Annotated in this window: 28 protein-coding genes and 1 tRNA gene; 10 read left to right on the forward strand and 19 right to left on the reverse strand. The window is 39.1% G+C overall.

The genetic code is table 11. The features are described from left to right. Positions 1-56 precede the first annotated feature (56 nt). The gene (locus D0T49_RS03755) at positions 57-725 is read left to right on the forward strand and encodes a phosphatidylserine decarboxylase family protein (RefSeq protein ID WP_163629254.1); all 669 of its coding nucleotides are present in this window, start codon (positions 57-59) and stop codon (positions 723-725) included. Positions 726-1,033: 308 nt separating this feature from the next. Here D0T49_RS03755 and ilvC read toward each other — a convergent pair whose 3' ends face one another. The 5 genes from ilvC to ilvD all read right to left on the reverse strand — a co-directional run bounded on the left by ilvC (position 1,034) and on the right by ilvD (position 7,001). Next, a complete protein-coding gene (ilvC, locus tag D0T49_RS03760; protein WP_163629255.1) occupies positions 1,034-2,080 on the reverse strand; it encodes a ketol-acid reductoisomerase in 1,047 nt (348 codons plus the stop codon). Positions 2,081-2,209: 129 nt separating this feature from the next. Then, a complete protein-coding gene (locus D0T49_RS03765; protein WP_163629256.1) occupies positions 2,210-2,527 on the reverse strand; it encodes a hypothetical protein in 318 nt (105 codons plus the stop codon). 50 nt (positions 2,528-2,577) lie between these two features. After that, a complete protein-coding gene (gene ilvN, locus D0T49_RS03770; RefSeq protein WP_163629257.1) occupies positions 2,578-3,129 on the reverse strand; it encodes an acetolactate synthase small subunit in 552 nt (183 codons plus the stop codon). Between the two features lie 20 nt (positions 3,130-3,149). Then, positions 3,150-4,910, reverse strand: a complete 1,761-nt coding sequence (gene ilvB / locus D0T49_RS03775; RefSeq protein ID WP_163629258.1) for a biosynthetic-type acetolactate synthase large subunit — start codon at positions 4,908-4,910, stop codon at positions 3,150-3,152. A 264-nt stretch (positions 4,911-5,174) separates the two neighbouring features. Further along, on the reverse strand, positions 5,175-7,001 hold the full coding sequence (gene ilvD / locus D0T49_RS03780; RefSeq protein ID WP_163629259.1) for a dihydroxy-acid dehydratase: 1,827 nt from the start codon (positions 6,999-7,001) through the stop codon (positions 5,175-5,177). A 434-nt stretch (positions 7,002-7,435) separates the two neighbouring features. Here ilvD and dxs point away from each other — a divergent pair, with 434 nt between their 5' ends. From dxs to D0T49_RS03825, 9 genes are all read left to right on the forward strand, one after another. Next, a complete protein-coding gene (gene dxs, locus D0T49_RS03785; protein WP_163629260.1) occupies positions 7,436-9,355 on the forward strand; it encodes a 1-deoxy-D-xylulose-5-phosphate synthase in 1,920 nt (639 codons plus the stop codon). A 75-nt stretch (positions 9,356-9,430) separates the two neighbouring features. After that, on the forward strand, positions 9,431-10,765 hold the full coding sequence (gene trkA / locus D0T49_RS03790; RefSeq protein WP_163629261.1) for a Trk system potassium transporter TrkA: 1,335 nt from the start codon (positions 9,431-9,433) through the stop codon (positions 10,763-10,765). A gap of 3 nt (positions 10,766-10,768) precedes the next feature. Further along, on the forward strand, positions 10,769-12,241 hold the full coding sequence (locus tag D0T49_RS03795) for a TrkH family potassium uptake protein (RefSeq protein ID WP_163629262.1): 1,473 nt from the start codon (positions 10,769-10,771) through the stop codon (positions 12,239-12,241). Positions 12,242-12,295: 54 nt separating this feature from the next. Continuing rightward, entirely contained in the window at positions 12,296-13,255 is a 960-nt protein-coding gene (locus D0T49_RS03800; protein ID WP_163629263.1) for a 2-hydroxyacid dehydrogenase family protein, read from the forward strand. Then, positions 13,255-13,803, forward strand: a complete 549-nt coding sequence (locus D0T49_RS03805) for an RNA polymerase sigma factor (RefSeq protein WP_163629264.1) — start codon at positions 13,255-13,257, stop codon at positions 13,801-13,803. Before D0T49_RS03800 ends, D0T49_RS03805 begins: the two co-directional genes overlap by 1 nt. A 65-nt stretch (positions 13,804-13,868) precedes the next feature. Continuing rightward, positions 13,869-14,189, forward strand: coding sequence for a hypothetical protein (locus D0T49_RS03810; RefSeq protein WP_163629265.1), 321 nt, complete (start codon positions 13,869-13,871; stop codon positions 14,187-14,189). 21 nt (positions 14,190-14,210) lie between these two features. Next, on the forward strand, positions 14,211-14,675 hold the full coding sequence (locus D0T49_RS03815) for a hypothetical protein (RefSeq protein ID WP_163629266.1): 465 nt from the start codon (positions 14,211-14,213) through the stop codon (positions 14,673-14,675). An 80-nt stretch (positions 14,676-14,755) separates the two neighbouring features. Continuing rightward, a tRNA-Cys gene (locus D0T49_RS03820) sits at positions 14,756-14,826 on the forward strand. A 167-nt stretch (positions 14,827-14,993) separates the two neighbouring features. Then, on the forward strand, positions 14,994-16,154 hold the full coding sequence (locus tag D0T49_RS03825) for a site-specific integrase (protein WP_163629267.1): 1,161 nt from the start codon (positions 14,994-14,996) through the stop codon (positions 16,152-16,154). Here the strand turns inward: D0T49_RS03825 and D0T49_RS03830 are convergent. From D0T49_RS03830 to D0T49_RS03895, 14 genes are all read right to left on the reverse strand, one after another. Then, positions 16,151-17,011, reverse strand: coding sequence for a glycosyltransferase (locus tag D0T49_RS03830; RefSeq protein WP_163629268.1), 861 nt, complete (start codon positions 17,009-17,011; stop codon positions 16,151-16,153). The two genes, D0T49_RS03825 and D0T49_RS03830, sit on opposite strands and share 4 nt — an antisense overlap. An 11-nt stretch (positions 17,012-17,022) precedes the next feature. Further along, positions 17,023-18,888, reverse strand: coding sequence for a glycosyltransferase (locus D0T49_RS03835; protein ID WP_163629269.1), 1,866 nt, complete (start codon positions 18,886-18,888; stop codon positions 17,023-17,025). Further along, on the reverse strand, positions 18,885-19,730 hold the full coding sequence (locus D0T49_RS03840) for a hypothetical protein (protein ID WP_163629270.1): 846 nt from the start codon (positions 19,728-19,730) through the stop codon (positions 18,885-18,887). Before D0T49_RS03840 ends, D0T49_RS03835 begins: the two co-directional genes overlap by 4 nt. An 11-nt stretch (positions 19,731-19,741) precedes the next feature. Further along, positions 19,742-20,890: a hypothetical protein gene (locus D0T49_RS03845; protein ID WP_163629271.1), complete on the reverse strand. Its 1,149-nt coding sequence runs from the start codon at positions 20,888-20,890 to the stop codon at positions 19,742-19,744. A gap of 102 nt (positions 20,891-20,992) precedes the next feature. Then, positions 20,993-21,343: a hypothetical protein gene (locus D0T49_RS03850; protein ID WP_163629272.1), complete on the reverse strand. Its 351-nt coding sequence runs from the start codon at positions 21,341-21,343 to the stop codon at positions 20,993-20,995. Positions 21,344-21,355: 12 nt separating this feature from the next. Further along, complete coding sequence (locus D0T49_RS03855; protein ID WP_163629273.1) at positions 21,356-21,634, reverse strand: hypothetical protein; 279 nt, start codon at positions 21,632-21,634, stop codon at positions 21,356-21,358. After that, positions 21,631-21,867, reverse strand: a complete 237-nt coding sequence (locus D0T49_RS03860) for a hypothetical protein (RefSeq protein ID WP_163629274.1) — start codon at positions 21,865-21,867, stop codon at positions 21,631-21,633. The genes D0T49_RS03855 and D0T49_RS03860 overlap by 4 nt, the downstream gene beginning before the upstream one ends. A 421-nt stretch (positions 21,868-22,288) precedes the next feature. After that, positions 22,289-22,735 carry a hypothetical protein gene (locus tag D0T49_RS03865; protein WP_163629275.1) on the reverse strand — a complete coding sequence of 149 codons (447 nt, stop codon included), beginning with the start codon at positions 22,733-22,735 and terminating at the stop codon, positions 22,289-22,291. Between the two features lies 1 nt (position 22,736). After that, a complete protein-coding gene (locus D0T49_RS03870; RefSeq protein WP_163629276.1) occupies positions 22,737-23,330 on the reverse strand; it encodes a BRCT domain-containing protein in 594 nt (197 codons plus the stop codon). Positions 23,331-23,342: 12 nt separating this feature from the next. Next, entirely contained in the window at positions 23,343-23,765 is a 423-nt protein-coding gene (locus tag D0T49_RS03875; protein ID WP_163629277.1) for a hypothetical protein, read from the reverse strand. 117 nt (positions 23,766-23,882) lie between these two features. After that, positions 23,883-24,287 (reverse strand): helix-turn-helix transcriptional regulator, encoded by a 405-nt coding sequence (locus tag D0T49_RS03880; RefSeq protein ID WP_163629278.1) that lies wholly within the window; start codon positions 24,285-24,287, stop codon positions 23,883-23,885. A gap of 25 nt (positions 24,288-24,312) precedes the next feature. After that, positions 24,313-24,498 carry a type II toxin-antitoxin system HicA family toxin gene (locus D0T49_RS03885; RefSeq protein ID WP_163629279.1) on the reverse strand — a complete coding sequence of 62 codons (186 nt, stop codon included), beginning with the start codon at positions 24,496-24,498 and terminating at the stop codon, positions 24,313-24,315. 157 nt (positions 24,499-24,655) lie between these two features. Beyond that, a complete protein-coding gene (locus D0T49_RS03890) occupies positions 24,656-25,024 on the reverse strand; it encodes a type II toxin-antitoxin system HigA family antitoxin (protein ID WP_163629280.1) in 369 nt (122 codons plus the stop codon). Between the two features lie 15 nt (positions 25,025-25,039). After that, positions 25,040-25,333 carry a type II toxin-antitoxin system HigB family toxin gene (locus D0T49_RS03895; RefSeq protein ID WP_163629281.1) on the reverse strand — a complete coding sequence of 98 codons (294 nt, stop codon included), beginning with the start codon at positions 25,331-25,333 and terminating at the stop codon, positions 25,040-25,042. Between the last annotated feature and the right edge of the window lie 72 nt (positions 25,334-25,405).

Here is a 25,405-nt window from a genome sequence, read left to right on the forward strand (position 1 = left end):
TACGGTAAATCTTTTTAGCTATTTTTGTCCTTGTTTTTTTCTGAAAAAATCTGAATATGAAATATATCAAGATACATAAGGAAGGATACCTTATTTTACTGGCGCTTATATTCATTATATTTGTTATCAGTTTGATAGTATATATGAACTATCCTAAAATAATATTTGCTATCACAACTATTATTTCGGCGATGGTGTTGGTGTTTTTTGCCTATTTTTTCCGGAATCCTTCCCGCGTGGTCGAAATAGACGACCCAAGTTTGGTGGTAGCACCTGCTGACGGAACGGTGGTAGTGGTAGAGCCTACCGAAGAGTTGGAGTATTTTGGAGAAAGACGCCTGCAGGTTTCTATTTTTATGTCGGTGTTTAACGTGCATGCCAACTGGTATCCGGTAGCGGGTAAGGTGTTGAAGTCTGTTCACCACGATGGTAACCATATGGTGGCATATTTGCCAAAATCGAGTACGGAAAACGAGCGTTCTACGGTTGTAATCGAGACACCTTCTAAAACACAAATATTAGTCCGGCAGATTGCGGGTGCGTTGGCGAGGCGTATTGTTACTTATGCGCACGAGGGAAAAGAGTGTCATCTGAATGAGCAAATGGGATTTATTAAATTTGGTTCCCGTGTGGATTTATATCTTCCGTTGGATACAGAGGTTTTTGTACAAGTAGGCGATAAAACTACCGGCAATGAGACTATTATCGCAAGATTGAACGAATGAGAAAACTAAAAAACATCATTAGTGTCCACTAAAAAATCACAATGGCTCTTTGAAGTATTTGAAATATAGTTAGTTGTGGAGTTTTTTAAGTAAACGGACTTCAATTCTCGGATATGTTTTACAATTCTCGTCTCTTCAATAATACCATTTTTCAATATAGCAAAGTACGATGTGGTTCTTGTGAACTAGGTTTATTTAACTAAATTTTAATCGTCTCATTTTTATGGGACACTGGTGAAAAAACATATATAACGCAAACGAGGCTATCCTACTTAGGATAGCCTCTGTTTTTTTGTGTTTTAAGAATGTTAATTATTCTCTGGTCTCAGTTTGCGTACAGTAGCACCGGCTTGCCACATTTCGCTTTCGCGGAGTGCTTTAAGCTCTTTTTCCAACCCTTCGCGGTAGTCGGGTTTCGAGTTTGTATCGATAGAGCGTTGTGCTTCGTTTCCGCTTGCAACTTCAGAATACAATTTAGCAAAAACCGGTTTTGTAGCATCGTGGAAAGGTCCCATCCAGTCCAGTGCACCACGTTGCGCAGTGGTAGAGCAGTTTGCATACATCCAGTCCATACCGTTTTCAGCGAAAAGCGGCATCAACGATTGGGTCAGTTCTTCCACTGTTTCGTTGAATGCCTCTGATGGAGTGTGTCCGTTTTCGCGCAGCACCTCGTATTGAGCCAATAATATACCTTGAATAGCTCCCATTAGCGTTCCGCGTTCTCCGGTGAGGTCGGAATATACTTCGCGTTTGAAATCTGTTTCGAACAGATAGCCCGACCCAACTCCGATTCCTAAAGCTACAACACGCTCGAAAGCACGTCCGGTAGCATCCTGGAAAATAGCGTATGAAGAGTTCAACCCACGTCCTTCGAGGAACATGCGGCGAAGTGAAGTTCCGGAGCCTTTAGGCGCTACCAGAATCACATCTACATCAGCAGGAGGGATAATCCCTGTACGTTCTTTATATGTGATGCCAAAGCCGTGAGAGAAATATAATGCTTTGCCTGCAGTGAGATAAGGTTTGATACGTGGCCAAACTTCAATTTGCGCAGCATCAGAAAGGAGGTATTGAATAATAGTTCCTCTTTCGCATGCTTCTTCAATATCAAAAAGTGTTTCGCCCGGAACCCAACCGTCAGCTACAGCTTTATCCCAAGTTTTTCCACCTTTACGTTGTCCTACGATTACGTTGAATCCGTTATCGCGCAGGTTCAGCGATTGTCCCGGACCTTGTACGCCGTATCCGATAATTGCGATGGTTTCATCTTTTAATACTTCTCTTGCTTTTTCCAACGGAAATTCGTCGCGGGTGATTACGTTTTCTTCTACACCGCCAAAATTCATTTTTGCCATTTTATTTGTTTTTGTATTACTTCTACATCCTTTAAAATAGGATTTGAAGATATGATTATATTATAATAATTTAAAAACTGTTTTTTCTCTCCTTTTTGTTACAAATGGGGGAGTTCGATAGTAACATGATTAACCTAAAAAATGTCCGGCTATTCCAATCAAAGTTCCCAGTACAATCGCATTGATTGCAATTATAGGTACTGATTTTTTTTCAGCATGCCCTACCAGCACAAGTACCGGAAGTGCTAAACATAATGATATCAATCCGCCTTCGAGCCACCATACAATATGGGGAAGGTCGATATTGACAATGACGATAGAAACAAAAAAATACTGTACAAATGCCGAAATTGTTGAATGTTTGGGCAATTTTTGTATTATCATTGGAATAATATCAATTATTCCGGCTACAAGTCCGATAATTACAGATAATAATAATTTATCCATTGTTGTGTTTTTTGTAAATTAGTTATAGTGTTTTGTTTATTTTTATTTTTCTATCCTTCGTTTGTAACCTTTTCTTCGATGCTTGCAAGCATATCACTTAGGCGTTCTACCTTGGATTTTGTAATTGCTATGCGTCCCGAACGGATAAACTGCAATACTCCTACCGAGTCTTTCAGTTCGTCGAAAAGCCCTTGCGTTTCTTTATAATGTCCGGTTTTCTGTAAAACCATGAAGGTTTCATTCATTTCCAGAATCTGGATATTATATTTGCGTATTATTTCTTCAATCGAACCTAAAGCCAATAGTTTGTTTGTTGCTATTTTGTATAAGGCTATTTCCTGAAAAACCAGTTCGTCGTCGGTACTGTAATATGCTTTCAATATGTCTACCCGTTTGTCAATTTGTTGTACCACTTTTTCAATCATGTCTTTTGTAGAAAAGACCGTGATTGTAAACTTGTGGATGCCTTTGATGGCTGATGGTGAGACTGATAGAGTTTCTATATTTATCCCTCTCCGGGTAAAAATAATGGTTATCTGATTAAGTAGTCCAACCGTATTTTCCGAGAATATCGTAATAGTATATAATGTACTTTCCTGCATGGTTTAAAAAATTAGGTTGATTAATCGCATAATAAAATATCTGTAATACATGCTCCGGCCGGAACCATAGGATAAACCAGTCCTTTGGTTTCTACATTCACAACTAAGAGATAAGGCTTATCATCCTGCAGCATATCGTTGATAGCACCATCCAGTTCTTCACGTTCGTTTACCTCTTTGCTTGCAATGCCGTAAGCCCTTGCAATGGTAACAAAGTCGGGGTTTTTCATCTCGGTAAACGAATAACGCTCGTCAAAGAACAACTCTTGCCATTGGCGTACCATACCCAGAAAATGATTGTTCAGAATAATTATTTTTACGCCAATCTGCTCCTGCATAATTGTGCCAAGTTCCTGCATTGTCATCTGGAAACCGCCATCGCCACAAAACAAACAAACCGTACGCTCCGGTGCTCCGATTTTAGCCCCCATAGCGGCAGGAATACCAAACCCCATTGTACCCAATCCGCCGGAAGTAACTATACTGCGTGGCTGCGAGTATTTAAAATATCGTGAAGCCATCATTTGGTTTTGTCCCACATCGGTAACTAAAACGGCTTTATTCTCTGTTGCCTCCGAAACCCTGCGGACAACTTCTCCCATCGTTATCTGACCATGTTCGGGGTGAATTTCTTTTCTGATTACTTTGTCGTATTCCAGTTTGTCGTATTCGTCGAAAGAGCGTATCCACTCTGTATGCGAATTTTTCTTTACTTTTTCGGTAAGAGCGGCTAAGGTTTCTTTTGCATCGCCAAGTACAGCAACGTCTACAGGTACGTTTTTACCTATTTCGGAAGCATCAATATCTAAGTGTATAATTTTAGCTTGTTTGGCATATTTGGTCAGGTCGCCTGTAACACGGTCGTCGAACCGCATCCCGATTGCAATTATCACATCAGCTTCGTTGGTTTTCATATTGGGGCCTATGTTGCCGTGCATACCCAAAAATCCCTTGTTTAATGGATAATCGGATGGCAATGCCGACAGTCCCAGCAAGGTATTTCCGGCAGGGATACCTGCTTTCTCAAGAAATGCTTTTAATTCTTCTTCGGCATTTCCCAAAATAACTCCCTGACCAACCAGAGCAAATGGTTTTTTTGCTTCGTCAATCAGTTGTGCGGCAGCTTCTATCTGTGCAGGATTTACTTCCGGTACAGGTATGTAGCTACGGATAAAATCGCAAGGCTGATACTCAAACTCAACATTCTGTGCTTGCGCATTTTTAGTAAAATCCAACACTACAGGTCCCGGTCGGCCACTACGTGCGATATAAAACGCCCGTGCTATTGCCCAACTAATATCCTCAGCACGACGTATCTGGTACGACCATTTGGTTATAGGCTGTGTAATACCTACTACGTCTATCTCTTGAAAAGCATCGGTTCCCAAAAGGTTTGCGCCTACTTGTCCGGCTATGACTACCATCGGGGTGCTATCGAGCATGGCATCGCCTATTCCGGTAATCACATTGGTAGCTCCGGGACCGGAGGTTACAAAGCATACTCCTACTTTGCCCGAAACCCGAGCATAGCCTTGCGCGGCATGAGTGGCGCCTTGTTCGTGACGTGTGAGTATGTGGTTGATTTCGTTTTTGAAATCGTATAGCGTGTCGAATACAGGGATGATTTGTCCGCCCGGATATCCGAAGATGGTATCAACTCCTTCGCAAATTAATGATTCGATTAGTATTTGTGAACCGGAAATAATGCGCTTCGTTCCTTTGGCGCTGTCATTGCGGGCTTGACCCGCAATCTCTTCTATGTTATTATTTTTTGATTTCATTGTTCCACTTTAATGATAAATCCTCCCAGTCGGGATTTATCGTATTTACTAAATCATTTTTCCACTCTTCTTTGCTGGCGCGGACTTGTAGTCCGTGTTCTGCTTGAAAAGCAGCTGTATTTGTACTGAATAAGTCCTGTCTTTCAGACAGTCGTGTGCTTTGTTTATCGTCCGCAAGCTGCGCTTTGCTTGCATGCGGTTATGCAAATCATGCCTTTCAGGCATAAGCATACTTTAGTCCGCAATAACCATAATAAGTGTGCATTAGTCTATTAATCTTACAGCTCCTTTGTCTGCAGAGCTGACGAGGCTTGCGTATGCCTTTAGCGATTTCGAGACGACTCGGTTTCTGTCTTTTGGTTTGAATGCGTCTTTTCCGCGTGCTTCTTCTTTTTTGCGGCGTTCGGCCAATTCTTCGTCCGAAAGTTTTACGTTTATACTGCGGTTTGGTATATCTATTTCTATGATGTCACCGTCTTGGATAAGACCTATGTTGCCTCCTGCTGCTGCTTCGGGCGAAATGTGTCCGATAGACAGTCCGGAAGTACCGCCCGAAAAGCGTCCGTCCGTAATAAGGGCGCACTCTTTGCCTAAATGGCGCGACTTGATATAAGAGGTAGGATAGAGCATTTCCTGCATTCCGGGACCTCCCTTAGGGCCTTCGTGTGTGATAACCACCACATCGCCCGATGCTACATTTCCTTTTAGTATACCTTCGCATGCTGATTCTTGCGAAGTAAATACTTTTGCAGGGCCCGAAAACTTCCAGATGCTCTCGTCTACGCCTGCCGTCTTGATAACACATCCATCTTGAGCAATGTTGCCTTTGAGTATCCCCAATCCTCCGTCTTTTGTGTAAGCATATTCGATAGAACGTATACAGCCATTCTCGCGGTCGGCATCTAAAGTGTCAAAGTATTCCTCTTGTGAACCTAACACCAGATTGAAACGGTTGGCAGGGGCTGTGGAATAAATCTGTTTTGCCTCCTTCGATGTGTTTCCCGTTGTTATATCGTATTTGTTTAATGCTTCTTTAAGTGTAAGCCCATCTACCCGTTTTACTGAGTTGTTCAGCAACCCTGCTTTATCAAGCTCATTTAAAATGCCTAAAATTCCACCTGCGCGGTTTACATCCTGAATGTGATATTTTTGTGTATTGGGAGCTACTTTGCACAAACATGGCGTTTTGCGCGAGAGCATATCAATATCATCCATCGTAAAGTCTACTTCAGCTTCGTGGGCAATGGCAAGCAAGTGTAATACTGTATTGGTGGAGCCTCCCATCGCAATATCCAAAGTCATGGAGTTTAAGAATGCGTTACGCGTAGCAATTGAACGTGGGAGAACGCTATTGTCGCCATCGCGGTAATATTTGTAAGCATTTTCGACAATAAGTTTTGCAGCCTCTTCAAACAGTCGTTCACGGTTTTTATGTGTGGCTACTATTGTTCCGTTTCCGGGTAGGGCTAAGCCTATTGCCTCGTTCAAGCAATTCATGGAGTTAGCTGTAAACATTCCGGAACATGACCCGCACGAAGGGCATGCCGAACGTTCAATTCGTTCCACTTGTTTGTCCGAAACGCTTTCATCGGCCGATTGAATCATGGCATCAATCAAGTCCATCTGGTGACCGTCCAATTTTCCGGCCTCCATTGGGCCACCCGATACGAAAACAGTAGGAATATTCAACCGCATAGAAGCCATAAGCATTCCCGGTGTTATCTTGTCGCAGTTGCTTATACACACCATTGCATCGGCCTTATGGGCATTTACCATATACTCTACACTATCGGCTATAATGTCGCGCGATGGCAGGGAATAAAGCATGCCGTCGTGTCCCATTGCTATACCATCGTCGATAGCTATGGTATTGAATTCGGCAGCGAAGCATCCAAGTTTTTCTATTTCGGTTTTTACCTTTTGCCCTATTTCGTGCAGGTGTACATGTCCCGGAACAAATTGTGTAAAAGAGTTGACAATAGCAATAATAGGTTTGCCCATTTGTTCGTCTTTCATTCCGTTGGCACGCCACAGTGCACGGGCTCCAGCCATCCTCCGTCCTTGTGTGCTTGTTTCGCTTCTTAATTTCATATACGTTTATTTAAATAAAAAACCTTCCTCATTTAATGGTGAGAAAGGTTTTTTAATGCTTTTATTCTACATGTATTTTTTACGCAACCGTCCTCACCTCTGATTTATTGACCAAAAGTAGAATGACGTTCACGAGAATAATAATGCTTTGAGAAATCATTAATTTCGTTTTTGTTTCGGTTGCAAAGATATGCTAAGATTTTTAAAGTAACAAACAAACTGCAAGAAAAATACAGTTTTTTTGTCCGAATTGAAAGAAATATAGCTTTTGAAATTAGAAAATTAAGAGCTTGTATTTTGCAAGCATAGCATTATTCTAATTTATTGTGTGTTCCGGCTCATTGTAATGTCTTGAAATCTTTTTAAGGTATAAACATAAGGCAAAACCAGTAAAATATATTACTTTTGTACATCTATTATGCTGTAACCCCAAAATGATTGAAAGACAATATAAATACCTTAGCGAAATAAATTCTCCGGCTGATTTGAAGAAGATTCCAAGGGAAGAACTGGAAGTTGTATCTCAGGAATTGCGGCAATTTATAATTGATGAGGTATCAAAAAATCCCGGACATTTAGGTTCAAGTTTAGGTGTTGTTGAATTAACCGTAGCACTGCATTATGTTTTTGATACGCCATACGACCGTATAATTTGGGATGTAGGGCATCAGGCCTACGGGCATAAAATACTGACAGGCAGGCGCGATGTTTTCCATACCAATCGCCAGTTTAAAGGTATTTCAGGTTTTCCTTCGCCTAAAGAGAGTGAGTACGACGCTTTTGGGGTAGGGCATTCGTCCACGTCCATTTCGGCAGGTTTAGGTATGTCAGTTGCATCCCTGTTGCAAAACGATGCCAAGCGTAAGGTTGTTGCTGTAATTGGCGATGGCTCTATGACAGGAGGTTTAGCCTTCGAGGGATTGAACAATACCTCTATGGATAAAAATAACCTTTTGATTGTACTGAATGACAACCAGATGGCTATCGACCCTATCAAAGGAGGTTTCAGTCAATACCTTGTAGATATAACTACTTCGAGAACTTACAATAAAATCCGTTATGGGCTTTATACTGTTTTGCGGAAATTAGGCTTTATCAGCGAATCGCGAAGGAAACGCATTTTACGTTTTAATAACAGCCTGAAAGCAAAAATATCCAGTAAGCAGCCTAACATCTTCGAGGGTTTGAACATCCGTTACTTTGGCCCTGTAGATGGGCATGATGTTGATAATCTGGTACGCGTTTTAAATGAAATAAAGGAGTACGAAGGGCCTAAGGTGCTGCATATCATTACTAAAAAAGGGAAAGGTTATAAGCCTGCGGAAGAAGCCGCTACTATTTGGCATGCTCCCGGTAAATTTGACGTATCGACCGGGGTGCGCGATTGTTCCTGCAAGGAGTGTACTCCTCCATTATTTCAGGATGTGTTTGGTGAAACTTTGCTTGAACTGGCAAAACAAAATGATAAGATAGTGGGTGTTACGCCTGCTATGCCATCGGGTTGCTCCATGTGTATAATGCAGGAGGAATTTCCCGACCGGGTATTTGATGTGGGAATTGCTGAGGGGCATGCGGTAACTTTTTCGGCCGGACTGGCAAAAGAGGGTTTGATGCCGTTTTGTAATATCTACTCTTCATTCATGCAACGTGCGTACGATAATATTATTCACGATGTAGCTCTACAAAAACTAAACGTGGTTTTTTGTATCGACCGTGCGGGTATTGTAGGTTCCGACGGGGCTACCCATCAGGGACAGTTTGATTTGTCTTACCTTCGTTTTATCCCAAATATGACGATTGCCGCACCACGTAATGAGATGGAGTTGCGGAACTTGATGTACACAGCCCAATTGCCCGATATGGGACCTTTTGCTATTCGTTATCCGCGTGGAAACGGTTTTAATGTGGATTGGGAAACCCCTCTTGCACCTTTGGAAGTAGGTAAGGGCGAGAAACTGAAAGATGGAAAAGATATTGCAGTACTTACTATCGGAACAATAGCACATAATGCGTCAAAAGCTATAGAGGAAATTGAACGGGAGCAGAATGTGACTGTTGCACATTACGATTTGCGCTTTCTGAAGCCTTTGGATGAAACTTTATTGCATGAGATAGGGCAATCGTTCACCAAAATTGTAACCATCGAAGATGGCGTTATTAAAGGCGGATTTGGTAGTGCAGTATTAGAGTTTATGGCAGATAATGACTACAGCCCTCAAATAAAACGCTTGGGAATACCGGATAACTTTATTGAACACGGTACTCAAAAAGAGCTCTTTAGTATGCTTGGCTTGGATGCCGTAGGAATCGCCAAGAGTATCCTCGACTTTTCTGATTTTACAAAAGCAAAATAAACAAAGCCTGTTTTTTATTTGTTTAATACTTTATAAATTTGTTTGTTTGAAACTTTTCTTATTTAATTTATCAAAATGAGAATTATTATAGCAGGAGCAGGAGAAGTCGGTACACATTTAGCCAAATTACTGGTACACGAGAATGTGGAAACTACATTGCTGGATGAAGACCCCGATCGTTTGGAGGATTTAAGTAATAACTACGACTTGCTTATTCACGAAGGATCGCCTACGTCTATCAAAGACCTGAAAGAAGTAAGGGTGGAAAATGCCGACCTTTTTATAGCTGTTACTCCTTACGAGAGTGTAAACACCACTGCCTGTATGATTGCCAATAACTTAGGGGCAAAAGCTACGCTTGCCCGTATCGACAATTATGAATACCTGCAACCTAAAAACAAACAGTTTTTTGAGCAACTGGGAGTAAATCATTTGATTTATCCCGAAATGCTTGCCGGAAAGGAAATAGCCGAGTCGCTTAAAACCAGTTGGATACGCCAATATCTTGGCTTTTGTGGTGATTCGCTAATCATGATAGCCTGCAAAGTGCGCTCAAATGCCCTCATTTTGAATAAGAAATTCAAGACAGGTTTTTTCGACCATGATAAATACCGTATTGTTGCTGTCAAACGCCGGATGAATACCATTATCCCTTCGGGCGAAGATGAGATAAAAGCCAATGATTTGGTTTATTTCATGACTATGCCTGAAAATCTGGATTTTGTGCGTGAGCAAGCCGGTAAGGAAGATTATCAGATTAAGAATGTGATGTTTATGGGTGGTGGGCGTATCGTACGCGAAACTATCTACCAGTTGCCTGAGCACATCAATAAAAAGATATTGGAGCGCGATAAGGAGAAAAGTTACGCATTGGCCGACAAATTCAGCGAAACCTTAATCATTAATGCTGATGCCCGCAATGTAGAGATACTGAAAGAGGAGGGTATAAAAGAAACTCACGCTTTTGTAGCTGCCACTTCTAATACAGAGGCGAATATTCTTGCTTGTTTGGTAGCCAAGCGTTTTGGTGTAAGAAAAACCATTGCCGAGGTTGAGAATATAGATTATATCATGTTGGCCGAAAATCTGGATATAGGTACGGTTATCAATAAAAAATTCATAGCAGCTAGCTACATTTATCAGATAACGCTGGACGCCGATGTGCTCAATGTTCACAACCTTATATCGGTAGATGCCGAGGTTGTTGAATTTATGGTTAAGGAAAAGGCAAAGGTTACCCGTTCGAAAGTAAAAGACCTGCGCTTGCCCGAAGATGTAAACATCGGAGGAATAGTGCGCGAAAATAAGGCTTTCGTGGTAAACGGCGATATACAAATTCAGCCGGGCGACCATGTTGTAGTATTTTGTCCTGCATCTAAAATCCGCAAGTTAGAATCATTCTTCAATTAGTAAATGGCATCCTCAAACTTCAATTATAAACTTTTTTTCAAGATACTGGGCGGATTACTCCTTGTAGAGAGTTTCTTCCTGCTTGTAGCATTGACCGTGGGTTTGTATTACAAAGAAGATGCTATATCGAGTTTTATAATAGCTATTGCTGTGGCTGTGGCGTTAGGAATTGTAGGATTGCTGATTGGGAGAAAGGCTCCTTTGGAGGCTGGTAAACGCGAAGGTTCGGTTATTGTAACATTTACTTGGATACTGTTTACAATGGTAGGGATGATACCCTTTTTAGCGAGTGGGAGTATTGCTAATTTTACCGATGCTTTCTTCGAAACCATGTCGGGGTTTTCCACTACCGGAGCATCCATTTTGATGAACATTGAAGAAATGCCTTTCTGTATCCTGTTTTGGCGAAGCCTTACACAGTGGATTGGCGGGCTTGGGATTATTGTTATTACAATGGCCTTGCTGCCGCTTTTTGGTTTTACCAGTGTGCAGCTTTTTGCAGCCGAAGCCACCGGCCCCACCAAGGATAAAATTCATCCGAAAATAAGCGAAACGGCTAAACGCCTGTTTTTAATCTATGTGATACTTACTGTATTGCAGATTGTAGCGTTGAAAATTGCGGGGATGACTTGGTTCGATTCGGTTTGCCATTCTTTTACTACTATTGCTACGGGCGGATTTTCTACAAAACAAGCCAGTATCGCTTATTGGGATTCTCCTTTGATTGAATATATTATTATATTTTTCATGGTGTTTTCGGGGGTTAATTTCAGCCTGTATTATTTCTTGTTTAAACTGCGTGGAAAGAAGGTGTTTAAAAATGAAGAATTACGGTATTATTTCCTGATTTTAATTCTGTTTACAATTTTAATATCCATATCGAATCTTGATTTTTCTCAGATTCCGACGGCCGGTAATATAGAAAAAACTTTCAGAGAAAGTTTATTTATGGTAAGTTCCATTATAACTACTACCGGATATACCACGTATGATTATATGCAGTGGATGCCTTTTACGTGGATTATGTTGCTTATCCTGATGTTGTCGGGCGCTTCGGCCGGTTCAACGTCCGGAGGTATCAAGGTGGTACGTGTTGTATTGGTAGCTAAATATTGTTATTACGAGTTCAAACGGATGATACATCCCAATGCTGTGCTTCCGGTGCGGTACAACGGACATATTGTGCGCGATGATATTATTACCCGTGTGTTGGCCTTTGTGCTGTTGTATTGTATTTTAACAATGCTCGGTATATTGGTTTTAAGTTTTAGTGGGTTAGGCTTTATGGAGTCGGTAAGTGGTATGATTACCTGTTTGAGCGACGTAGGACCCGGTTTGGGTGAATTTGGTCCGGCTGGTAGCTTTGCCAATATACCATCTTTCACCAAATGGTTTCTCTCGTTTGTGATGTTGGTAGGGCGTCTTGAGTTATTTACCGTATTACTTATTCTTACCCCTGCATTCTGGAAAAGATAAAAGTAGTTACGGAGTAGGGAATGATATTTTTGAAAATTTATCAAATACTTGTAAATGAAAAAAGTCCTCGTTTCTACCCGTCTTCCAATCGAAGGTTTTTCTGCGCTGAAAGAGCACTTTGAGGTAGTAATGCCAACTGATAAAGCCATCTTCTCCAAAGAGGAGGCGATGCAATTATTGCCCGGCTTTGATGCTTTCCTTCCTACGTTTCAGTTCAAAGTAGATAAAGATGTTTTAGATGTAGCAAAGAGCAGTGTGAAAATTATAGCTAACTTTGGTGTCGGTTACAATAATATAGATGTAAAGTATGCTGCCGAATGTGGAATTGTAGTAACTAATACCCCCGCCCCGGTGATTGAACCTACTGCAGAACAAGCCTTTGCGCTGATGCTGGCTGTTGCACGCCGCATTGCCGAGTGCGACCGTAAGATGAGGCTCTCTGATGGATTAAAGTGGGGGGTGATGGAAAATTTAGGGCAGTCGCTTTACGGAAAGACTTTGGGTATTGTTGGTATGGGTAGGATAGGGCAATCACTTGCACGTCGCGCCTTAGCTTCAGGCATGAAAATTGTATATCATAACAGGAGCCGGTTATCAACACAGATAGAAAAGGAGTATCAGGCAGAGTATGTTGATTTGGATAGCTTAATTCAGACAGCCGATTTTATTTCATTGCATGTGCCGCTAACAGATGAAACAAAACATTTGATTAATAGTGAACGGTTAAGAAAAATGAAGCCTACGGCAATTTTGATAAATACGGCACGTGGCCCCGTGATTGATGAAAAGGCGTTGGCGGTAGCATTGCAAAATAAATGGATTTATGGAGCAGGACTGGATGTTTTTGAGAATGAGCCTGAAATCACTCCTGAGTTACTCCGGTTGGATAATGTTGTGCTTGCTCCCCACAATGGTACAGGAACTATTGATGCCCGTATCGAAATGAGCCGTTTTGCTTCGCGTAACATTATTCGTTTTTTTGAAGGGAGTCGTGATATTACAAGAGTGAATTAATGAAATTGTCAGAAGAGGAATTACAAGAGCAGCTTACCAAGCTAAATAAACGTAAGAATGCGTTTTCAGAAGTTGTCAGGGTTTTTCAGGAACGCTTGTATTGGCATATCCGTAAGATGCTTCTATCGCATGAAGACTCCAATGATGTATTGCAGAATACATTTCTGAAGGCTTGGAATGGCTTGGATAATTTCCGGGGTGATTCGCAACTCTCTACATGGCTTTATCGTATAGCCACAAACGAAACACTTACTTTTTTGGCTAATAAGCGGTTACGTAATCTTCAGTCGATAGATGATGTAGAAGATATGCTTTTGCAAACATTGAAGTCCGATAATTATTTTAATGGGGACGAAGCCCATATGAAACTTCAGAAGGCTATTTTGACTCTCCCTGAAAAACAACGTCTGGTATTTAATATGAAGTATTTTGATGAGATGAAATATGAAGATATGGAAGCTATACTCGGCACTACAACCGGAGCTTTAAAAGCATCTTATCACCATGCTGTGAAGAAAATTGAAAAATACCTGGAAGAAGCGGAATGAAATTTAAAGATGAGGCAGATAATTGATTAAACCTTTTATTATACATACAGTCTAAATAAATGAGTATGAATAAAAAGAAAAAAATATCATTGAGCGAAATAAACAAGGAATTGCCATTTGAGGTTCCTCAAGGCTATTTTGACGATTTTGCATCAAGGATGATTGCACAGACTTCGGAACAGCATGTGCCTGTGCGCAGAATGTTAAAGCCTTGGTTGTATATGGCAGGGATGTTTGTAGGTATTCTTTTGTTGGGTAATGTGGTTTATAACGCGTACCAAAATTATAATAGTCTGAAAACAGAAAATTATGAACGTTATCTTCTTTCTCAAGTGGATGATGTCTCATTAATTGATTTTTATTTTGAAGAGTTTACCGAAGATTAATTTAATTGGGAAATAGGAATTATGAAAAAGATAAGATATTATTTGCTGTTTAGCTTTATAATGGCTCTCACTGTTCTTCAGGCAGAGGAAAAGCGGCAGCCCAGCCCGGAAGATATGCATACGAAGAAATGGGAATTTCTTGTAAAAACAGCTAACCTGAATCAGCAGCAGGCAGAACAGGTAAAGCCTGTTTTCATGAAATATGAAGAAGGGCTTTGGGATTTACATAAAAAAAATCATCCGAAAAGAGAACCAAAAAATACTCCTCCTAATTATGAGGAATTGAATGATAAGTATGTCGAACGTGAATTGAAACAAGCAGAGTTGCTTCGTGACTATCATGCCGAGCTTAAAGAGATTTTAACACCTGAAACCTTACATAATTATTATAAGGCGGAAAGGATGTTTAAGCGCGAACTGATATTTGAAATGCAGCATAATCACCAAAGGCGCAATCAAGGATTACCTCCTCCTCCGATGAAATAATTTCCAAATTGACTGTGTTTTTTTTAAAATACTTTGTGTAGAAGCAAAAAACGATTATCTTTGCACACCGTAAAAAGCAGGGTTCCTTGGCCGAGTGGCTAGGCACCGGTCTGCAAAACCGTCTACGGCGGTTCGAATCCGCCAGGAACCTCTAAGTACTGGATTTTAACAAAAAGCTCTTAGTCAGAAATGACTGAGAGCTTTTGTCATTTATATGGTTTTTAGCAAGTTATCTCCGATTTTAAATTATGTGTGAAATTTTGTACGGACGTGCAAATACAAAAGTTAGCAGACCGTTTGTAGACCGGTGTTTTTTATATGATAAACATTAAACTAAAATTGACAGTTCATAAAAATGAAAATCATGGATACATCCATGTTTATTTTTATTTAAAGAGAGAAAAAGTACATTTTTCTACTCGTGTTCAGTGTGATATTAAAAACTGGAACGAAAAAACAATGCGTGTTCGGATTAGCGACCCAATGGCTGCAGATAAAAACTTAATACTGGAAAATATCCTGGCACGTATAAATTCCATCATAGTAAAATACAGGTTGAAAGACAAACAACCTACGAAAGAAATATTCCTACGTGAATACAACCGTCCGGATGACTATGAAACGTTTTTTAAATTTACTGATGAACAAAAACGGAAGTTTGCCCGGACACTTGAGCTCGGTACAATAAATAATCATAACACATCGCTTAAAAAGTTGCAAGAGTATGCTCCTAAGCTACATTTTGATGATTTTACAGAAGATTTTGTAAGTGAATATTATTGTCACCTGATGAAAACATTAGGTAATAATAACAACACAACCTATAAAAATCTATCGGTTATTCGTAAGTACGTGAACGAGGCAATCAGGTTGGGTTACATGGATGAAGATCCTTTTAAAAATTTTTCCATACCTCGTACTAAAGCCAGTTACACATATTTAGAGGAAGAAGAATTAAAAGCATTTATCGAATTGTATCATCAGGGTGATTTACCTTTGAATAAATATAAGGCACTACAGTTGTTCTTATTTATGTGTTTTAGCTCCTTACATATTGGTGATGCCAAGAAAATGAAAATAGAGCAATTTACAGATACAAGTTTTACCTATTACCGGATAAAGAACAGGAACCGTAAGCCGGAACCGATACAGGTTCCGGTGTCAAACACCTTGCGAAATCTACTAAAAGATATTATCGGATACAGAAAAAAGGATTTTGTTTTTGAAAATCTGCCGGCAGATCAGACAATGAATAAGTATCTGAAAAAATTTGCAACTGAATTAAAAATAAATAAGGATATTTCGCATAAGACAGGCAGACATACATTTGCAACATATTTTCTCTCAAAAACGAAAGACCTGAATACCTTAAAAGAAATAATGGGACACTCTAATATAAGGGAAACACTCATATATGCCCATGTGCTTGATAAAGATAAACAGGAAGGAATTACCTGCTTCGATAATTTCGCTATTTAGCAGTACAGGAGTGCAGAAGTGCAAAATTCATTTAAGAGAATATTTTTATCATAAAAATCAGTATGCTCGATCAGATAATTCAGCCATTCTTGACCTTTATCAAGATTAACCAAGTTTAAATGATTTTCTATCTGTTCGAAGTCCGGAGCTGAAATACCAAAACGCTCCAGTTGCTTTAACTGTATTTGATGTTTGTATAAGTCCTGTTCATTTTTCTTTTTAGCGGTTATTTGTCCGGAATGCACACGATATTTTAAGAGAGGTATTTTTATATTTGTTATCTTCCCTATTTTACTGATTTGATATAAAAGCTCATAATCTGCCGAATACAGGTACTTCTCATTATAGTATATGCCATGTTTTTTAAAAACTTCACTTCTGAGCATCAATGTAGGATGCGTGCAAACATTATCTTTTAGTAGTCGCACCTTTATTTCTTCGAAGTTATTTGAATGTTTACTCCAGATACCCTTTTCTTTAGAGTTCTCATCAACAACAAAAACATCGGATCCGACGGCCATATATTGTTCGTTATTCAGGAGGAATAGTAACTGAGTATCCATGCGTTCGGGAACCATAATATCATCTGCATCCATGACAGCAATAAACTCTCCGGTAGCTTGTTTTATTCCTCTGTTCCGGCAAGGATAGTTTCCGGTATTTTGCTTGTTTTCGATCAGTATGATCCGTTCATCGTCAAATGATTTTACTATTTGCACTGAGTTGTCGGATGAACAATCGTCTACTATGACCAGTTCAAAATTTTCATGTGTTTGGCCGAGCACACTTTCAATGGCCTCACGTAAAAATCTGCCGGCATTATAAACCGGCATAACAACGGATATTTTATTCTTCATATTTAAGCAGATTATTGTCGGTATAAGTATTCAAAGATTTCAAGCCGTATTTTTCTGGCTGTCTGAGTTTGTATGTCGCTTTTCTTATAGCTTATCTGATTAGGAGATATCCTGTACCGAATGAGAGGTCTATCGATTATAAAAAACATACCACCCCTTTTAGCTATTTCGGTCCATAACTTATAATCTTCTGCATAGATATAATCCTTTTCGTATTTCAGGTTATTCTTTACAAGGAATTTCTTCCGGAGCATAACGGTAGGATGGAAGATATAGTTCGCTTCCAGAAAGTTGAACATTACTTGGTTGATGTAACCATTTTTTCCTGAGCTTGATAAAAACTCTTTCTTTTGGTCGAATGCTACCATTTGGCTTGAGCATATACTGATGTTTAGATTCCTTTCCATCACATCAACCTGTGTTTGCAGTCTATCCGGCATCATAATGTCATCAGCATCGAATCTGGCAATGTATTTTCCGGAGGCTGCGTTGATCCCGGTATTCAAAGCATCTACCAAGTTGTTTTCTATCCTTTCGATTAGCCGTATACGCTCGTCATCGAACGACCTGATAATATTCACCGAATTGTCGGATGAACAGTCATCTATTATGATTAACTCAAAATTTCTATACGTTTGGCCGAGCACACTTGTGATGGATTCTTTTAAATACTGGTCTGCATTAAATACCGGCATCACTATCGATACCATGGGAGGCTCCAGTACTTGCTTATAAGTTTCTTCGATATCTCCTATCATCCGTTCGATGGTGAACTTCTCATCGTATAGTTTTTGAACATTCCCGGATAACATGCTGCACAGCTCAGGATTGTTTTTCAGTGTGAGGATCTTGTCCGTTATCTCATCGATATTCAGTGCCGGCATTTTATCGTCCGTCTGATATATTTTTAGCTTCAGGGCGTTTTTGTAGTCGGTAAATATCTCTTTTAGTCCATCTGTATCCGATACTATCATGGGTACTCCGTGCATTGCCATTTCTATTGCTGTATAGCTGCATTGCTCATGAAAGGACGGAACGATGCCGATATCGGCAGATGAATAGTATTCTGCGAGCTGATGGTATGGGAGCTGTCCGAGAAAAGTCACGTATTCACGCATCCGGGCGTTTTTCTCAAAATACTCGTTTATCATTTCCTGAGTAATGTGGCCGGCCACAAGTAAACGGATATCCCGGTATCCTTTTTCCACCAGATTTTTTACGGCTGCCAGCAGATAAGGAAGTCCTTTGTTCCGGTTCATGGATCCTGCAAACAGGATATTAAAACTGTTGTCTTTTTTATTCCGGATTACTTCGTGCCTGGTGATCGCATTGGATACCACTTTTGTGTCGGCATAACTTATTTTGTTTACAAAGCGTTCGGCCATCTCTGTAACACATATAACGGTATCCGCATTTGTATAACTCATCAGCTCATGCTCCGATGATATTCGGATTTCTTTTGCTGTTATATTTTTATACGCTTCCTGGTTTGCGTCCAGAAATAAAGTGTACGGTAGGCAATGCAGATGTGTGATTATTTTGGCTCCGAATACATCCTTTATTTTTTCGGCAATGCCTATCAGGTTCAATGTGTGAAGGTGCAGGATGATGTCTGTTTTGTCCTGAAACAATCCATATGTTTTTTTGAATACAAAGTCATTTATCTTTTCCATTGCCCGGCTATCCTCCGGAGCAGGAAAATATATGCCGGTATAAAGCATGTCATCATTTTCTACTATGCCGGTATTCTTCTCCGAAAAAATCACTTCGATGTGGTGCACGGTTCCGGCGGTGATGTTTTCCTTCAGCATTTCGATGTGACGGTTTACTCCGGAGAATTGTCCATCTACAGATATATTTAATAGAAAAATGTTCATGATATACCTAATAATGTTTTTACTTGTTCAATGCTTATGTGTGTAAGTCTGTGAGAGTTGTTTGAGTCATAATAATAAACATAAAAACCACTGATAAGTAGAATGTCATCTGAAAATTCAGGAGTACTTATATCAATAAACTCTCCACTTATTCTTATTTTATGAGGTGCAGATATATCAAGCTCAGCGGAATCTATTTTGAGTTTTGAATCAACAATAAGATTGAAGTCTGAATTACTGTGAATACCAGTAGCTTCTTCATCCAAATTGTCTACAAAATCCATGAGAGCTCCTGATATTATGATATACCTATTCGGGTTGCTTCCTGATTCAATGGTAACTTCGTTTGGAGATTTAATTTTTTCGGCAAAAGTAGCACTCGTCGCCGTATTGGCCGAGGTTGCTTTTAGTACAGTTCCGGAACCGCTTGGATCATAAACGCTTTTTTTCATGTAATCGGATAAGTCCGGAATAACCGGTATATCCGTTTTTTTGGCTACTTCTCCACCATTGTAAAGCAGTTTTGCTCCGTCTGTCATTTGAAAGTTAAAACTTTTTTGACTTAACATTCCCAGATCATCAGTTGCTGCAGTTCCGGTGATAACGCTGATCACTCCTCCTTCGAGCTCAAACCAACTCTTTTCTGCCATCTGATTTGCATGTATCTGAATCTTTCCGCTTGAAACTACATTGAACGCATTTGACACGGATCCGGCGGTGATGTTTTTATAAAATCTATCCAGTGAAACCCATCCTATTTTTCCTCTCGGAATATCTGCTGTTATCCTTACTGCATCGTTGGTTGGATCGTATTCAACACCATTATCATTTAATTTTCCCATATTTTATATTGTTAATTCGATGTTAGAACATTTCCATCATTATCTGTAAGTATTTCTCCATAATTATCAGTCAGTACGGTTGGTGGATATATCTCGAAATCTCCGTCGATAGGACTTTGCAGACTTCCGGCATCCACCATTTCAATATTCAGTAGTATGCTCTCCGGTATGGTTTGTCTTTTCGCATATCCGGGCGATGCAGTTACCAGGCATGGCAGCCATTCGCCGTTTTCCTGCAGATATATCTCATCCGATGTCAGTAGGTCGTTGATGAACTGCAGATCGAGTGTAGGGCGGAAGCCTGTTTCTGCTTCAATAATTGTAGTGGCTGTTTCACGTCGCCTACTTTTCTCCAGATCGTTTATATCGGAATTGTACTTATTATAAGTGTTATCAGCTGTAAATTCAGGCGTGTATTTTGCTTTTCCTTTCAGTTCCAGATACTCAAATACATTCAGCGAGTTGCGAAACTGAAGTAAATAACGTTCTTCCAGTAGGCTGTCGGATATATTAATGGTGCATGCTATTACTCCATTTACTTTTATCTGCAGTTCCTTTATACTATCCGGGTTTGGAAAATAATTCTGAAAAAAACGGATCATATCTATATGTACCGGTACTCCAATTTCATAAGCAGATAATGTTTTTGACCCTCCGGTGTCAGATACCAGTTCAATAGTTTCATTTAGAGGATTCAGGAAGTATAATTCACGCAATTCGTTCCTTCTCATTTTTATAACCTTCTGGTTGCTTCTGGTTGTAAAAAGAAATTGATTTAATGGATTCAGAAATCGATATGTGAAAATATCCAGATTATTCTTACTCAGAATACGTTGCATTGTCTTGGATGTTCCTCCCTGCAATGCAAATCCGGAGAAGAAATAATCCACACATTGCAGTGAGTATGATTGAAGCTCGCCGGTCGAAATTATTTCGTCTCCGGTAAAAACATCTCCTACAAATGATTTGAGTATATCCTGGATGTCGAACTCAATATGAAAAACGCCCGGTGAAACAAAATAAGGATATGCGGTGAATGCCATTGTACGGTTGGCCACACTTACAGTAACTGTAACGAGGGAATTATCATTTGTCTCCAGTATGAATAATACCGGATTTCCTGTAAAAGCGTATTGTCCTGGTTGTTTTATTGCATTCATCAATAGCAAAAGTATAAAAGTGAAAGCGGTGTCAAAAGGACAAAAAAAACCTCATTCGTTTTGATGAATGAGGTTTAATAGGATAGTAATTTCAGAACCGGTTTATAATCCGAATAAATCTTTGAGCTTTTTATTGACGGCTTCACGTCGGCGTTCGGCCGAAAGGTTCTTATAAGCATCTTTGGCTTTGGGGTCGCCAACGTTATACTCCAGGTCGATGGCGAGCTTGAGCTTTCCTTCGGCTACTCCCTGATGATACCATTGGTAGGGTTCGCTCTCCGGATCCTGCAGCTCGGCCATGAGTTGCTCCGGATTTGTTTTCTCGGCAAGCAACAGGCATATATCTTCAAAATCCAACTGCAGCATACCACAACGGTAAACGGCATCTTTTACCGACATGGAGGAAAGTATAGGACGTTCGTCCTTTTTTTGTTCTTCAGTATTTTCCTTCATTTTTATTATAAGTTATTTTTCAAAAGTAGTGATTTTATTAGGAATCATTTGTTTTAAATTATTTCTTACATCGAGTAAATAGGCTATCAGGTCGATAAATTTATCCTGCTCTTCCTGAGAGCACGTTGTGAGTAATTTAGATATTTCGTCCTGTACTTGCGATAGGCTTTCATAAGCCATTGCAGGGAATGATTCCCAAGGGGAATCAACATCATACCATTCATTCAATGTTTCTGCCATTCGGGGTGTGATAGTTACATTGCCTATTTTAAATTCCACCGGATTACTCATAACTGCACCCTCCTTTCACTCATACGTATATCTACCAGTACTTCTCCTGTTAGTATGGTAAGGATGGTTTCGTCACTATCATGGTGTAGTGTTACCCTGTTTTTAGTTTTTAAAACTGAGCACAAGTCGCGTGCAAAGCTCATTACCGATGCTTTTGTTACTTCTTTTGAAAACAGCTGCGAGTTGTGCAGCACATCTGCCGGAGGTACGGCAGGAATAGGATTCTTTTTCATTTCGGATTGTTTAGCATTTTAGTTGTAAGGCAAAAACAAAGCAGTGCCTATATCCTGCTGCTAAACAATCCTTACGGAGAAATTACCGGGCTTACCGGCTCAGAATACGGACACTGCCGTTTATCAATAAGTATTTTTCAGACATAAAAAAACCACCTGTCTTTGCAGTGGTGGAGAATTACTTCTCCGCAATAAATTGTTTAGCACTGCAAATATAGGTGTTTTTTTGAAACAGGCAAGAGAAACTATTGATTTTCTTGATTCTATTGTAAATCCAGAACCAACTGTTTTCTTGAAATGTTAATAAAACGGGAATTCCCGTTTTTTAAATAAACCTCAATGAAATTTTTACTATCATCGTTTTTCTATTTAAGCATACAACAAAGTATTCAGTTGCCTTTATGATAAAGGCGACCGAATATCAAAATAAATTACCTTGTTGAATCTGTTTTTTGCTTACCTTATATTTTTTGATTAAGTCGTCCAATAAATCATCATTAGTGTTTTTGATTCTGTTTTCCAGATACCATATCAAGTGGTTTTCTGATATATACTTCATGCGTCGGTATGGAGAACTGTTCTGGTTTAGCTTATCCTCAATATCCTGAATAAAACTATTGTTAAAATTATCTATAATATCGTTGCCTATTATTATTACAGATATATCTTTATCAAGGTCTTTTTTTCTGGCAAATGCTCCAAGATTACCTAACGCCTGAAATAAATAATCTGTATTTCCGGAGAAGCCCTCAGTTAAAAATACTTCTTTTCCATAAAAACCATTCATTTCTTCGATGCTTCCATAGTTCAATATAGTAAGTAAGTTTAAACCTTCGGGGGTTATTTTGATATATTCTTTTTTAGCCATATTATTTATTAAATATTGGGATTAATATCTCTTTTAATTCATTTTCATTTATAACTTTAATATTACATCCGGATTGATTTAACTGATTAATTTTTTCAATTTTTTTAGGGCCTGCTTCAGTTCCTACACAGACAATATTAGTTTTAGAAGAAATACTTGTGTTCACATCTGCACCCAAACATTTCAAATAATAAGCTAATGTGTCTCGAATAGGATATTTTTCAAAAATTCCAGTTATAACTACTTTTTTGTCGTAAAAAATAGTTTCAGTATTTACAACGTTGATAAGATCCTTAATAGTATTTTCCTTTGATATTTTGTGTTTTTCAAATTCTTTAGCATTAAAACCGAAGGTACTTTTTAATTGATTTCTAATTTCTCTGTTTTTTCTATATTCTTCTGTACTTTGGAAAATAACGATTAAATCCTTATTTAATTTATCAATAATTCTATGATATTCAGTGTTTGAATAAAACTCAGATGCTTCAAATGCTTTATACATTAAATTTAAACCTAACAAAATATTATCCAATCCTAATTCATTAACTTCATTATTTAAAAGATTGAATAGTTCTTTTTGTGAAATGTTTTCCATAATATAATTAGTTTATTTTGTTCGTGTGCCTGTAACAATAGTTGGAGAGTACCAATAAAATCGGCACTCTTGTCCATAATAATCCCATGTAACGAGTTCTCCTTCTAACGATTTTTTGTCTATTCTTTTTAAATTAAAAATAAATTGGGGTGCACACTTTCTATCCTGATATACCCGTTGAAAATTTAGGATAATAGAATCGTTTCTTTCTTCCCAGGATGATGACCTTACTTCTTTTCCATCGTAATCTACTGACTGTATCGTTCCATCGGCCATCAGCCGGAGGTTAATGTGTCCTACATTGTCTAAGTTCTGCCGATACTCCAGTTTCCACTCCGAGTTATCAAACGATTCGGGGAAATCAATTTCAGTTTCTTTTTCTTTGCACGCTGTAATGGCAAGCATGAGAATTAGGAATAAGCATGTTTTTTTCATAAGCTACAGGTGTTAAATTATTCAAGCCAAAGATAATGAATATTTTAACAAATAAAAAAAGCCTGCTTTAAAAAAAAGCAGGCTTTGAGCTGATGCAAAAGTATTCAATTGTTGTAGTTAATTAATAAAATGCACCTGCTCCAGGTCTTTTGCAAAACGGTTCAGCCCGTCTTGTATTTTTTTTACGGTTTCAGGGTTTGGCTTTCGTGTACCTGATGCGTAATGCCAAAGCTGTTTTTGATTAATTCCGGTAATCTTTTCCAAACCCGATTTCGACAGAATACCGTCATAATAATTCAGGAAAGAGGCCACATCGTATTCATAAACAAAATCGAGTGCAGGAACCTGTTTTTTTTCTTCCGCATACATCTCTTTCAGCTCGTTGTAGGCCTGTAGAAATTCCTCTTTAGCTTCTTCTACCGTATTGCCCTGCCCATTCAGCCCGAAATCGAACTTATCTTCATTCATATACAACGAATAAAAACCGTCAGTTCCTCTTTCGATAATAACTTTTGCTTTCATAGTTTTTATTTTTTACAGGCGGGGGTTATTTCAACCCCGCCTTAGTTAAGATACTGTTTAATGTCCCTTTGGGTACTTCCTGTGTTTTGTGCCGTCCTACGGGGAAGCTCTGTTTTGTTGTCGGACTGTAATACCAGTCGTGGTTTCCGCCGTTCCTCTTAATGTAGCACCCTGCACTTTCGAGGATTTTTCTTAGCTCTGAATACTTCATAATGTCAAAGATGTTTTATTAATTAACTACATTACAAAGATAACTATTTTTCTACTACTATGCAAATTATTTAGAGTAATATTTCGATTATTTTTCAAAAAAAATCCCTGCTAATAAAGCAGGGAGAACATCCGAGATATGTAGATATGTTGACTACTTATACAGTTTCAAGAATCACATTAGCATCGATATTCAGTTTGGTGTGCATTCTTCGTGCCACTTGCAGGGTAGGTTCTGTTTTTCCGGTAAGGTATTCGCTTACCCTCGGAGCACTTATATCCAATAATTCGGCCAGTGCTTTTTGAGTCAGGTTCATTTCATACATGCGTAGCTTCAGCAAATCGGCAAGCGATGGTGTGCCTACCGGATAATGTGCTGTTTCATATTCTTCTACCAAATCGGCAAGCAGGTCAAGCTCTACGTATGCAGGGTCGGTAGATGGAGTATCTTCTGTTACTACTTCCATCAGGTTTTCTACCTTTTTAAGTAGTACCTGGTATTGTTCTTCGGTTTTTATTCGTACCATGTTATGTCATATTTTTTAGATGGTGGAACAATCTATTTTGTTATATTCAGTGTGTGTGCCGATAAACCGGATGTATATAATCTGCTGCACGAACAGGATTTTTACTATCAACCTGTAATCGTTACCTTTGATATTGAACACATAACGTTTGTTACCTACATAATCCACACTGTTGAACGCTTGCTTTATATCCTGTATGCTTTTCCACTGAGCTGCCTTAGCCGTTTTGTACCAACATTCGAGAGCTGTTTTTGCCAGTGGTTGTTGTTCGCTGTATTCTACTATCGTTCTGTGTGCAATGATTCTCATGTCTTTTCTGATTGTGATACAAATATAATATAATTATTTTGATTTGCAAAACATAATTACAAATAACGTATT

Source organism: Paludibacter sp. 221, assembly GCF_010501035.1.
Classification (GTDB): domain Bacteria; phylum Bacteroidota; class Bacteroidia; order Bacteroidales; family Paludibacteraceae; genus QVMH01.